Source organism: Candidatus Solirubrobacter pratensis, from assembly GCF_000425945.1.
Taxonomy (GTDB): Bacteria; Actinomycetota; Thermoleophilia; order Solirubrobacterales; family Solirubrobacteraceae; genus Solirubrobacter; species Solirubrobacter pratensis.
On sequence record NZ_KE384480.1, the window covers coordinates 622,957 to 634,658 of the forward strand.

Consider the following 11,702-nt stretch of genomic DNA (forward strand, 5'->3'; position numbering starts at 1 on the left):
CGTCGATCGACCTGCCGCCGGGCGCTGCGAGACCTCCGTGGACCGCCTGCTTGAGATCCTCGCGGCGCGCGCTGCGGCTGAGCTTCGCTCAGACGGAGGTGGTGCTGAGCTCCTCGGTCAACGAATGTGCGCCCCGCTTCGCCACGGGTTTGAGCGTGCGTTGGAGAATCCACCAACCCCGGGGCGTCCCGGGGCTTTGTGCGACAGCCTCACGCGAAAGCAGCGGTGCGGCGGCGACTCCGTCGCGCCGCTCCAACGTGCGAAAGGACGCGGAGCTCAGCGCGCATCCGGCGGCGCTGGGTCCCGGGTTCTGGTTACTCGGATGTCGCGGCGCTGACTTGCCACCTCGCACGTTCGTGACCTGCGTAGCGGAGCGCACCAAGGCCAGCGTGCATTGAATGAGCGGGAGGCATTTGCGCGGTTCAGAGCGATCTGTTGCAGTGATCCCGTGATCATTCAGCGATGGGCCCGTCTGCCGGTGCGTCGTCAGGGCATCAGGTCGGCGCCCCGTCGGCGCATCGGGTGGGTCGCGGGCTGCTTGCTGCTGCTCGTCGCGTGCGTCGTACCGGCGACGCCGGCGGTGGGAACCGTTCCGGTGCAGCCGTGGCCGGTGCCGGCGCTTGGCCGGCCGACGTTCGAGCTTCCCTCAGGTGGGCCGCGGGCAACGATCGCCGCCGGCGAACGGGCGCGGCAGCGACGCATGCTGAGCATCACCACGGAGGGCGATGGGCAGGTGACGACCGGAGATGGACGCGTCGTGTGTGGCCGGTGCTCCGAACTCTACGTCCGCGGAAGCGTCGCGGTCGTAGAGGCCCAGCCGGCGGCGCACTCCGAGTTCGCGCGATGGACCGGCGATTGCGTCGGGTCGGCGACCCGCTGCGCCGTGATGATGGATCGCGGCGCCCATGTTCGCGCGGTCTTCACTCGCGTTCTCCGCTACGTCGACGTGACCGTCAGCGGCCCCGGGACCATAGTCAGTCAACCGCCGGGAATCCGGTGCGGAGCGTCCGGCAACGTGTGCGGGGCGCGTTTCGGTGAGGACACCGTGGTGCAGCTGAGCTCTGAAGCGGCGTCGGGCGGCGCCTTCGACTCATGGGGAGATGACTGCCATGGCCGCCCTGCGGGCCCGTGCCCCCTAGTCGTCGGAAGCCGCGACGACGCAACGGCGGCGTTTCGTCGCCTGGAGCCGGCTCCCGATGCGTCGACACTCAGCGTCACGACGTTGACGTCGGGAACGCGCGTGACGAGCACGCCCCCCGGCATCAACTGCCCGCCGGCCTGCAACGCTTCCTTCGCGGTCGGCACCGAGGTTACGCTGGCCGCACCCTTCGCCTCATGGGGCGGTAGTTGCCAAGGAGCGAGCACGACGTGCCGGCTGATCGTCGACGGGCCGACCGACGTCAGCGTCGGAGTCCCGCTGCCCTCTGCGAGGTCCGCTTACGGCGTCAACGTGTCAGTGTCGGGGCCCGGACTCATTTCGGGCGGGCCGATCCGCTGCGGCACGGCTACCGGACGGCTGCTCGACTGCGAGCACTTGTTCTACATCGGAACCACACTCGTGCTACGGGCGGTTCCCGCCCGGCGCTTCGCTGGCTGGAGCGGCGGCTTCTGCAGCGGCCGCAGTCCGACCTGCTCGATCCGCGTCACCGCCCCGAAGACGATATTGGCAAGGTTCCGGCGCTAACGTGCGCGCTCCACGCCGTGTCGGCGCGGGACCGAGCACTCGCGCTCGAGTCCCGCCACGGCGGTACTGGCGCCGGTCTGAGCTGACCAAGCCGACGGGTGCGCGCGCCGGCCACGGACGCGTGGCGCGCCTCCTGGCGGCCGTCGGAGTGCTGATCACGACGCTCGCGGCCGCACTCGGCGCGCTGTTCACCGTCGCTCCGGATCTCAAGCCGTGCTTCGGGGAGTCCAGCGCCGACTTCACCGGCGCCCCCGTGTTCCCGGGCGTCCGCTTCCACGATCACCTGGTCCGCAGTGGCGGGCGTCGCGAGGACCTCGCGAGCGAGCCCAACCCGCTTGGTGCCGAGATCCGGTTCAGCTATCGGACCAGCGGGCTCAGGAACTGGAAGCTGAACATCACCTGGTCGCTCGTCGAGATCGAGCGGGACGGGACGCTCGGCGCGGTCGTCCCCGGCCAAGACCGCGCGATTGCCACGATCGTCACTCCGACGACCTGCTCCGAGAGCGGCGGCCAGGATCTGTTCCTACCGACCCCCGATCGCCACAAGCGCTATCGCGCAATCCTCGAGCTTTACCGCGATTCGTCGCTGACCGACCGGCTCGATCTCACCGAGACTGTGATCTTCCGCGGGTAGCCGACAGCGCCGCGGATTTCCAGACCGCTGAGATGAGCGACGACGGCATCCCGCTTCGCGCGAACGCGCATGGTTTCACGTTGAAGGGGCTGCGGATAGGATCGCGCCGTGCTCGTAAGACGGGCGCACGAGCGGGCGTAGTTTGGCCGCACGCTCGAACAAACCAGGGCACGGGGAAGAAAGCCGCTCGGCTTCGCGTCCGCCGAGACGAGCACTTCGCATATACAAGCCTTCTTGAACGCGGAGCCATCCGGGCAAAGCGCGACCATCCACCTGATGGATGCCGAGATCGCGCTTCCCGAACGGTGGTCGCAACGCCACGTCGTCGACGGCAACGGCGCGCGCCAGCAGCTCGCGCTGCCGCAGCCGGCGCGGCTCGAGCAGGGCGACGACGGGGTGTGGTCCGCTGTCGCGGCGGACGGGTCACGCCATCCCGTCCGCGAGCGCGGCCACACGCCGCCGGGGATGCTAGGGCTGGAGCTTCCGCGGACGCTGCTCGACGCGCTCCCGGCGCCGTTTGACCCGAAGGAGCTCCGCTGGGTCACGAGCGAGCGCGTCTCGGACCCCGAGGACGTCCGTACATCGCTGGCAGGGCGGTTCGTTCTCCGGACCGAGGACGCCGCCGCTGGCGAGCCCGGGCTCCGCATCCCGCAGGCCGGCGCGCTGCACGCGATCCTCGCCCACTGGTCGACCGGCTCGAACGAACCAGCCACCGTGGTGCTCCCGACGGGCACCGGCAAAACGGAAACGATGGTCGCCTTGTTCGCGGGCGAGCAGCTGCGCCGGGTCCTTGTCCTCGTCCCCTCGGACAATCTTCGTACCCAGATCGCCGAGGCGTTCGAGACCTACGGGGTCCTCCCGAAGGCCGGCGTGCTTGACGCAGTGATGCCCGGCCCCGTCGTCGGCCGCATTGAGCACCATTTCGCGAAGGCCGCCGACGTCCGCGCGTTTACCGACCGCTGCAACGTAATCGTGACGACCCCGGACGCGCTGAACGCGTCCAGCGAGGAGCTCGTCGCGGCGCTGACCGACCGCTGCACGCACCTCTTCGTCGACGAGGCGCACCACGTCGCCGCGAAGAGCTGGGCGCGGATACGCGACATGTTCGCCGGCAAGCCAGTGCTGCAGTTCACCGCCACGCCGTACCGCAAGGACGGGGAGCGGCTGGGCGGCCGTGTGATCTACTCGTTCCCGCTCGGCCGCGCGCAGGAACTCGGGTACTTCCAGCCGATTTCGTACATCTCCGTCGTCGCGCTCGCCGACCCCGACCGGGCCGTCGCCGAACAGGCGATCGCCCGCCTCAGGGAGGACCGCAAGAAGGGCTTCGACCACCTGATCATGGCCCGGGTCAACCAGATCCGCCGCGCGCGCGATGACGTCCTGCCGATCTACCGAGAGCTCGCGCCGGAGTTCGATCCGCAGATCCTGCACAGCAACCTCGCCGCCGGCGAGCGCCGGGCCGCCTTGGAGGCCATCACGGAACGCCGCAGCCGCGTGGTGGTCTGCGTCGACATGCTCGGCGAGGGCTTCAACTTCCCGGAGCTGAAGGTCGCCGCGCTGCACGACCCGCACCGCAGCCTCGGCGTCGCCCTGCAGTTCATCGGCCGCTTTGCGCGCAGCCGCCCCGACCTTGGCACCGCGACGGCCGTCGTCGCCCGGCCGGAGCCGGGTTACGACGAGCGCCTGCGCATGCTGTACGCGGAAGGCAATCAGTGGGACGCCGTCATCGAGGCCCTGGCAACGCAGGCGATCGACGAGGTCCGCGAGCTCGACGTCTTCGACGCGGCGTTCGGCGACGCGGACCGCGACGCCATCTCCATCCAAGCACTGCGCCCGAAGATGAGCACGGTCGTCTACGACACCGAATGCGCCGAGTGGCGACCCGACCGGCTGCGCGACCTCTTCACGCTCGAGCAGATCGTCTCGCCGCCGACCGTCAACGTCGGCGAGCGCGTCGCGTGGATGGTCGTCGAGAGCCGCTCCGCGGTGAGGTGGGCGCACCTGCAGTCCGTGGAGAACGTTGCGCACCACCTGCACGTCCTGCACTGGCACAAGGCGCGGGCGCTGCTGTACATCAACAGCTCGGACCTCGAGAGCTTGCACCAGAACCTGGCGGAGGCGGTGTGTGGCGAAAGCGCGAGCCGAATCACGGAGGACCGTGTCTTCCGCGTCCTCGGGGAGCTCCAGCGCCCGACGCCGACGAACGTCGGGGTCATCGACCTGCGCAACGGCAGCGGCGGTTCTCGATGCACGTCGGCTCGGACGTCTACGAGGGCTTCCCCGTCGCCGAACAGCAGTCGAAGTCCAACACGAACATCTTTGTCGTCGCGTTCGATAAGGGCGAGCGCGTCACGATGGGCGCCGCGCGCAAGGGAGGGCGCATCTGGAGCCACCAGGCCGCGGAGTCGGTCCTGGACTGGGTCCGGTGGTGCCGCGCCCTTGGGCCGAAGCTCCAGGACGACTCGCTCAACCTCGACGCGCTGTTCCGCGACTTCGTGCGCCCGCGGCCGCTCGAGGAGCGCCCGGCGCTCATGCCGCTCGCGATCGACTGGCCGTGGATGCCGATCTCGGGGATGGGCGAGAGCGTGAAGCTCCAGGTCGGCGCGGCCGAGTCGCTCATCGTCGATGTCGAGCTCGCGCTGGTCGACCAGCGGACCGATGGCCCCATCCGCTTCGACGTCCGCGCCGACGGCGACGAGCTCCCATACGAGGCGGTCGTCGACGACGGCCGCCTCGTCCACTGCCCGCTGGCCGCCGAGGCATTTGTGATCCGCGAGCGGCTCGACCCCGAGCCGCTGAGCGCCTACCTCGACCGCGAGGGCACCACCATCTGGTTCGAGGACGAGGTGCTCGTCGAGGGGCCGGGCGTGCGCTACGACCTACAGCGCGACCTGCCGCCGATCGACCTGCACCGGCTCGTCGCCCTGGGCTGGGGCGACATCGACGTCACGCGCGAGTCGCAGGGAGCCGACCGCGACCCGCGCACGGTCCAGGCCGGTGCGGCCACGCACCTGCTCGGCCTCGGCGACTGGGACGTCGTCGTCGACGACGACGGGACCGGCGAGGTCGCCGACCTCGTCGCGCTCAAGGACGATGGCAATCGCCTCCTCGTCCACCTGGTCCACTGCAAGTACTCGTCGTCGCCCGAGACGGGCGCCCGCCTGGGCGACCTCTACGAAGTCTGCGGCCAGGCGCAGCGCAGCGCGCACCACCGGCAGAACGTCGCGGCGATGGTGTCGAACCTCATCCGCCGCGAGCGCAACCGGCAGAAGAAGGAGATCACCGGCCTGATGGTCGGCGACGGCGCCACGCTGCTCGCATTTCAGGACCTCGCCCGCCAGCGGCGGCCGGAGCTGCGGGTCACGATCGTCCAGCCCGGATTCAGCAAGGCGGCCGCGCAGACGCGCCACCTCAACCTCCTCGCCGCCGACGTCTACGTCGCCGAGATCGCGCACGGCTCCTTCGACCTCTGGTGTAGCACCTGAGGCGGGCGCCAGTCCTCATCCCTCCCGCTCCACTCGGGTTGGCGACGGCCGCAGCCGACGACAACTAGAGTGTCTACTCAGGGGAGGTTCAGCGTTTCTATCGAGGTGTCTCATCGTGCGCACCGTCATCGCGGCGCTGGTCGTCTTCGGTCTGCTCGCGCCGGCGGCGCACGCGCGAGCGCTCGACGCGCCGGTTGCCCACGCGGCGGCGACGTGCGCGGACTACGCCAACCAGGCGGAGGCGCAGCGGGCGGCCGACACGCGCGACGGTGACGGCGACGGGATCTACTGCGAGTCGCTGCCGTGCCCGTGCCTGAAGCCGGGCAACGACGGCGGCTCGGCTCCGGCGCCCACGCCGACCCCGGCGCCGTCCACGCCGAGCTGCAGCAAGCCGTCGGGCGTGCAGCCGATCGGCTTCTCCGGGACGAAGTACCCGACGATCCGCCCCACGCGTTGGCGGCGATCCGCAAGGGCTGGCCGAAGGTGCTGGTGCTCAACCGCGCCGGCGCCGACGCGCGGCGCGCGCGGCTGCTGGAGAGCTCGCCGACGAGGGACGGCTACGACCGCGACGAGTAACCCGCCGGCGCTCGGGCGCGGACGCGGGGCGGGGCTCGTAGGGGGCAGCGATCCGCGCGGCTGGAAGGCCGACGTCGACTACGTGCCGTCGAGTGAGAACCGCAGTCACGGATCGGTGATGGGGACCAAGCTGCGGCGCTTCTGCAACGGCACGAAGTTCCGCCACGCCTTCTACTAGCGTCTCCGCGTCACGACGCTCAAAGGCGAGCGTCTCCGCGTCACGACGCTCAAAGGCGCGCCGGGCATCGAGCAACGAAGTGCGCGACGACCCCCGGCCGGGTCCAACGCCGCGCCTCCACCTCCACCGACTCGATGTACTCGATGCCCAGCGTCCCGGTCCACCTCGAGCGCGGTGCTGTGATCACGAATACAGTCCGCGCGATGCAACTTGTGGGCGTCGAGATTCCGCCGTGCGTCACCGGGGGTGGTGCCGCGTTCTTTCCCATGGACACCGTCACCGTGCTGCTCGGCGCCAACGATGTCGGCAAATCCCGCACGTTGTGCTGTATCGCCCAAGCGCTCTCGCCCCGACAGCAGACCGGAGGAGTTCGATCCCGCCGCGTTGCCTGCGATCTTCGCTCGTGACCTACTACGCCTTGGTGCGTTGGGTTGACGCCGGTCCGGGCCTGCTACGTCGGGTCCCTGCCACGGTGGACATGTTCACGATCCTCGAGCGTGCGTTCGTCTATGACCCTGAGGAAGTGGATGCGGCGCTCACGCGAGCATCCGAACTGGGCGACGAACCGCCGAGGCCACGTTGCTCGAGCACCGCCACCACGGCCGCGTCCATCTCCGCGAGCGGCGGGAGGCACCACTCGGCGTGCCACCGCAACTCGCCACCCAACGGCTCCGCGGTGAAGCGCATGTAGTGCGAGTCGACGAGCGCTGCCAGGAGCGGGTCGCGCTGCTCCTGCCGCAACTCGGCCAGATCGGCGAGCGCACGCGCCCAGATGTATACCGGCGTGGTCGTGGCCGCCGCAGCCATGCGGCGGGCTGTCGATCTACACCACGCGCCCCGACCCTGACGGCCGGGTCTAGCTTGTCCCATCTTCGGACTCGAATGCGGCTGCCTGGTCCTCATAGACCGCCTTCCAGCGCTCGGCGAGCTTGAACCCAAAGGTGTCGAGAATGAGGCTGATGGTCTGGCCGAACGTCCAAAAGGCGGCGAGCAGCGCCTTGCCGACGTGATCGTCGCTGGGCCCAAGCCGAAGGGTGAGCGCGTCTTCGGTCCTCGCCCGAACCTGGCTGCCGATCGAGAATGCGCTCAGGTGGAGGATCTGGTTGTTCTCGCGGTGGACGATGCGGCGGTAGTGACGGAGGGCATCCTGTCCGCCGGGTTCATCGCCCCAGAGATGCGTCACGGCTTCCGCGCGAGCATGGAGGCTGAGGCCGGTCCAAGACTTCTCGCCGTAGTCGCCGAAGATCTTGTCGAGTTCGGCGCGTCGGGCCGCGTCGAACGTGGGGATCTCATCCTCCGGCATCAGCTTTTCGGCTCGCACCGCATCGGCGAGCAGCATCCGACCGTGGAGATGGTGTTCCTTGAGCCGCTGAGCAGCCAGTTCCGGGTTCACGGTCACCCAATGGGCGTCGATCATGTCCTCGAACAGGGAGCGGTTTAGCATCGCCGCCTGCTGGCCGAAGCCCATGCGCGCCAGCTCGATCGCGGCCAAGTACGTGTTGAAGGTCCGCGCGAAGATGACCGCCAAGACCGCCTCGTCCTCATGGTCGGTATCGAGTGACCGGCCGCCCCACGGACTTCTGATGTCCACCGCGAACTGGGCCAGTGCATCGCACGCTCCAAGTTCCCGCGCGTGTAGCTTGCTCAGCTCCGCTCGAACAGATCCTGCGAGGTTGTCCATACCGCTACTTTGCCTGACGTCAAACCGTGAGGCATTCACATGCCGGCCGGCCGTCGGGTGTCGCGCAGCCCGCTCAGCGACGCCGGCCGCCTCGGGCGGTCTGGGGCGGCCCGCTGGAGATCGGCTTCAACCCCGAGTTCCTGCGCGACGGCCTAGACGCCGTGGAGACCCGCGCGGGTACCCCGGTGCTCTCAAGCTCTACGCGCCCGGATGACTCAGCCGGCGGCGGCGCCGAGATCACGGCACGAGGGTGCCGGGCAGCAGGCGGTCAATTTCGGCCGTCATCCTGCCGTGACTCGGGCTTGTCCAGCCGTTGTAGATCATCGTTCGGGTGAAAGCCGTATAGAACGCCACGACCGCGATCCGGGCTCGCTGCTCATGATCTTCGAGGCCGAGTTGCAACTTCGGTACGACCTCGCCGTCGCGCTCTACCAAGGCCCACAGCCGCGTAATCGCGTACAACGTCGGATGCGAGAAGTTCGACATCAGGCCGTAGATGCCCTCGCTGCGAGCCGAGGAGAGCGGCGGCTCGGCGGACTCGAACATCACGGTGACGCACTTCTCGAGGCCCGGCATCTGTTGGCCTCGGAACATCGCGCGGCCATCACCATCGGCGGTCGGTGCAGGGAAGATGCTCTGCGCCTCGTTCCTGCACTCCTCGAACCTGCAGCGCTCCAGGCTGTATTGCGGGTCGGTCTTACCGAGTAGGCGACCCAAGTTCATTTTTGCCTGTTCGAAGCTGACGTAGCGCTCCAAGTAGGCCCGCGCGAGCCGGTCATCCACGGGCTGCACCGGCGTGCCAAGGACCCACACAACGTGCGCGCAGAATTCCAGGCCAGTCCTGACGAAAACGCCGGGCGTAAGAAGTACCTCCCGGCACTTGTAGAGAGCGGCCAGGCCGCCGAGCTGCTCGCCGGCGCCGAACAGGTACGAGTAGAGAACCTCGGGAATCGCGCGCACCGCGTGCGTTGGATAGGGCGGCTCATGATTCGACAGGTCGTGATGATCTTGATCGGCCAGCGACCCCGATGCAGCCCGCCAGTCCGTCTCATGCGCGACGTCGCGCAACGCGTCTCGGCATGCGGAGAAGACGGCCGCCAGCTCGGCGAACCGAGCACCGTGGCTTTCTGGAATGGGCAGCCATTTCATTCCGGGGACGGTACGTCACGCCTCGGCCGTCGAGGGGTCAGGGAGGGGGGTCAAGCTCTGGAACGAGAAGTAGGGACAGAGCCGCGGGCTGCGTCGCGGAAAAAACGGCCGTTGATCTGCCACTCGACTCCGGAAACCGCTGGCACGCCGCACGAAGCTGACACCTGAGCGGCGCGAGCGCATCACCGCGCTCGTGCGCACGGGCTCGACGGTGGAGGGCGCCGTCCGCGCCTGCGGCGTCGCCCCGTCGTCGCACTACGAGTGGATGCAGCGCCACGATGACTACCGCGAGGCGATCGTGCTGGCGCGCGCCGAGGCCGAGGCGAACCCGGTCGCGACCGTGACGCTCGCCGCGCGCGAGGACTGGCGAGCCGAGGCGTGGTTCCTGGAACGCGAGCACCCGACCGGTGGGGCCGACGATGACACGGGAGAGCCGATGACCGCGTACGAGCAGGCCGGCGCGACGACGCACACCCACGACCAGCAGCGCGCGCGCTTCACCACGTACGCCGACGCCCGCGCCGGCACGCCAGAGGAGTCAGAGCCGCGCGCTTAGTAGCGAAAAACACCGAATGCTGAGAGGTTTCAAGCTTGCCTGATGCCGCCGAACCCGACCTACGCCGCAGCGCCGGTCCGCTCGACAGCCGCCGCGTAGAACTCGCCTTAGGCGCGGCGTGGCAGGCCGCCACGCCGATCATTCAGGACGTCTCGGTGCCGGGTTTAGACACATTGGCCAATCAGTGTTCATCGGTTGGACAAGCGGCTAGATTTCGGTATAGCCTTGGCCCGCCCGTTACCGTCGTTTAAGAGGAGGGCGTCATGCCGGAGCCGCGGACCGCTGAGACGCTTTGCCTGCTCGACGCCGACCCCGATCTGGGCGCCCTGCTCAGCGACACCCGCCGCGAACAGGCGACGCGAGAGCTCGTCGTCCGCACGCACCGGCTCGCGGTCGGACCGTGGGACGTCTCGCGGCTGGCCGTCGCCGCGGCTGATCACCTGGGGCTGCTCATCCTCCGGGGCGTGCTCTCGCGCGAGCTGGTGGTCACCGACCAGGTGAGTACCGAGCTGCTTGGCGCCGGCGATCTCGTTCGGCCATGGCCGTCTGCCAGCCGCACGACGCTCGTGCCCGTGCGCGGCACGTGGTCGGTGCTCTCGCTTTCGATGGTGGCGGTACTCGACCGGCGGTTCGCGGCGGAGGCCGCGCGTTACCCCGAGCTCACCGCGGCGCTGCTTGACCGCCTGAGCGAGCGCTCGCGCCGTCTTGCGACCAGCCAGGCCATATCGCAGCTCACGCGCGTTGACCGCCGCCTCCTCGCGCTGTTCTGGCACCTCGCCGAGCGCTGGGGGCGCGTCTCGGGCGACGGCGTGATCCTGCCGCTTGCGCTCACGCACCGCACCCTCGGGCAGCTCGTCGGTGCACGCAGGCCCACGGTTTCGAGCGCCCTGTCCGAGCTCGCCGACCGCGGCGAACTCGTGCGCCGGCGGGACGGCTCGTGGCTGCTGCGGGGCGACCCACCTGACGCTGACGCGCTCCCCCGCGGCGCCTCGAGCGCGCAGCGACCGCAGCAGGACCCAACGCGCCCGGCCACGCGCGTCGCCCCGGCACCCAGCCCGTTCGCTCGCCGCGCGCCGACCGCCGCGATCACGGCCCCCACGCAAGGCGCTCGCGGCGGGCGAGCTGCGTGACCTGGTCGACCGCCGGTCCAACGACGACATCACGCCCAGCGAGCCCTACGGGGTCGACCCACTGACCGGCAGCCTGCGCGACCACATCAGCCCGCGCGACGGCCCGTTCCCTCCCAAGGCCGGCTGGCTTACCTCCGATCTCCCTCCTAAGTGCTCCGAAAGCAGCCTCGAGGCCGCCCTCGCCCCGCCGGCCCGGTCCGGTTTACAGTCTCCCCGGGAGTCGAATCCCCCGTGAACAGGCGCTTTGCGTCACCCGGATCCGCGACCGGTTTCGCTTAGCTGATGCGTACCGCTCGTACCGCCCGGCTTAGCTGACGCCAAAGACACGCTCGCACCCAGTGGTCAGGCCGGGGCGTTGAAGGCACCCGGCAGCAGGGGCTGCGCCGCCACCATGAGCACGTCATAGGTGCGGACGAGTCGGCGGCCGCCTCGTTGAGTTCCTCGCGGCGCGCCTCGAAGCGCTCATACCGCTCGCCCTCCGGCGGGTTGTCGCGCCTCCACTCGGCGTCGCCCAACTCGAAGACCGCGTCCAGGGTCTTGTGCGACGCGCCGTAGTAGGTCGCGAACTTGCCCATCAGGCAGTCCACGGCGTCCATCAGCTCGACGCGCAGCGCCTCCAGCTCGGGGTC

The 11,702-nt window shown here is 69.4% G+C and carries 12 protein-coding genes; 7 read left to right on the top strand and 5 right to left on the bottom strand.

Annotated features, from left to right (window positions below):
- Positions 1-538: 538 nt before the first annotated feature.
- From H958_RS0127520 to H958_RS0127535, 4 genes are all read left to right on the top strand, one after another.
- Positions 539-1,684, top strand: a complete 1,146-nt coding sequence (locus H958_RS0127520) for an InlB B-repeat-containing protein (RefSeq protein WP_156028321.1) — start codon at positions 539-541, stop codon at positions 1,682-1,684.
- 121 nt (positions 1,685-1,805) lie between these two features.
- Positions 1,806-2,318 carry a hypothetical protein gene (locus tag H958_RS0127525; RefSeq protein WP_028061007.1) on the top strand — a complete coding sequence of 171 codons (513 nt, stop codon included), beginning with the start codon at positions 1,806-1,808 and terminating at the stop codon, positions 2,316-2,318.
- A gap of 276 nt (positions 2,319-2,594) precedes the next feature.
- Positions 2,595-4,907 (top strand): DEAD/DEAH box helicase, encoded by a 2,313-nt coding sequence (locus H958_RS0127530; protein WP_028061008.1) that lies wholly within the window; start codon positions 2,595-2,597, stop codon positions 4,905-4,907.
- Positions 4,850-5,803, top strand: a complete 954-nt coding sequence (locus H958_RS0127535) for a hypothetical protein (protein WP_156028322.1) — start codon at positions 4,850-4,852, stop codon at positions 5,801-5,803. Before H958_RS0127530 ends, H958_RS0127535 begins: the two co-directional genes overlap by 58 nt.
- 285 nt (positions 5,804-6,088) lie before the next feature.
- On the opposite strand, the gene H958_RS46890 is transcribed toward H958_RS0127535, so the two are convergent.
- Positions 6,089-6,253 carry a hypothetical protein gene (locus H958_RS46890; RefSeq protein WP_156028323.1) on the bottom strand — a complete coding sequence of 55 codons (165 nt, stop codon included), beginning with the start codon at positions 6,251-6,253 and terminating at the stop codon, positions 6,089-6,091.
- 3 nt (positions 6,254-6,256) lie between these two features.
- On the opposite strand from H958_RS46890, the gene H958_RS48820 reads away from it, so the two are divergent.
- Positions 6,257-6,379, top strand: coding sequence for a hypothetical protein (locus H958_RS48820; RefSeq protein ID WP_255325459.1), 123 nt, complete (start codon positions 6,257-6,259; stop codon positions 6,377-6,379).
- A gap of 685 nt (positions 6,380-7,064) precedes the next feature.
- Here H958_RS48820 and H958_RS0127555 read toward each other — a convergent pair.
- From H958_RS0127555 to H958_RS0127565, 3 genes are all read right to left on the bottom strand, one after another.
- Positions 7,065-7,364 (bottom strand): hypothetical protein, encoded by a 300-nt coding sequence (locus H958_RS0127555; protein ID WP_028061010.1) that lies wholly within the window; start codon positions 7,362-7,364, stop codon positions 7,065-7,067.
- 49 nt (positions 7,365-7,413) lie between these two features.
- A complete protein-coding gene (locus H958_RS0127560) occupies positions 7,414-8,238 on the bottom strand; it encodes a DUF5677 domain-containing protein (RefSeq protein WP_156028324.1) in 825 nt (274 codons plus the stop codon).
- Positions 8,239-8,475: 237 nt separating this feature from the next.
- Positions 8,476-9,387, bottom strand: a complete 912-nt coding sequence (locus tag H958_RS0127565) for a hypothetical protein (protein WP_156028325.1) — start codon at positions 9,385-9,387, stop codon at positions 8,476-8,478.
- A gap of 193 nt (positions 9,388-9,580) precedes the next feature.
- On the opposite strand from H958_RS0127565, the gene H958_RS0127570 reads away from it, so the two are divergent.
- Together H958_RS0127570 and H958_RS44180 are read left to right on the top strand one after the other, a co-directional pair.
- Positions 9,581-9,943 (top strand): hypothetical protein, encoded by a 363-nt coding sequence (locus H958_RS0127570; protein ID WP_028061013.1) that lies wholly within the window; start codon positions 9,581-9,583, stop codon positions 9,941-9,943.
- Positions 9,944-10,206: 263 nt separating this feature from the next.
- On the top strand, positions 10,207-11,073 hold the full coding sequence (locus H958_RS44180) for a Crp/Fnr family transcriptional regulator (RefSeq protein ID WP_028061014.1): 867 nt from the start codon (positions 10,207-10,209) through the stop codon (positions 11,071-11,073).
- 275 nt (positions 11,074-11,348) lie between these two features.
- On the opposite strand, the gene H958_RS0127580 is transcribed toward H958_RS44180, so the two are convergent.
- A complete protein-coding gene (locus tag H958_RS0127580) occupies positions 11,349-11,669 on the bottom strand; it encodes a hypothetical protein (RefSeq protein ID WP_028061015.1) in 321 nt (106 codons plus the stop codon).
- Positions 11,670-11,702: the final 33 nt, after the last annotated feature.

Coding starts and splice junctions, on each gene's coding strand:
- H958_RS0127530 (WP_028061008.1), top strand. CDS start 2,595: ATGGATGCCGAGATCGCGCTTCCCGAACGGTGGTCGCAACGCCACGTC.
- H958_RS0127535 (WP_156028322.1), top strand. CDS start 4,850: ATGCCGCTCGCGATCGACTGGCCGTGGATGCCGATCTCGGGGATGGGC.
- H958_RS0127555 (WP_028061010.1), bottom strand. CDS start 7,364: ATGGCTGCGGCGGCCACGACCACGCCGGTATACATCTGGGCGCGTGCG.
- H958_RS0127560 (WP_156028324.1), bottom strand. CDS start 8,238: ATGGACAACCTCGCAGGATCTGTTCGAGCGGAGCTGAGCAAGCTACAC.
- H958_RS0127565 (WP_156028325.1), bottom strand. CDS start 9,387: ATGAAATGGCTGCCCATTCCAGAAAGCCACGGTGCTCGGTTCGCCGAG.
- H958_RS44180 (WP_028061014.1), top strand. CDS start 10,207: ATGCCGGAGCCGCGGACCGCTGAGACGCTTTGCCTGCTCGACGCCGAC.
- H958_RS0127580 (WP_028061015.1), bottom strand. CDS start 11,669: ATGGACGCCGTGGACTGCCTGATGGGCAAGTTCGCGACCTACTACGGC.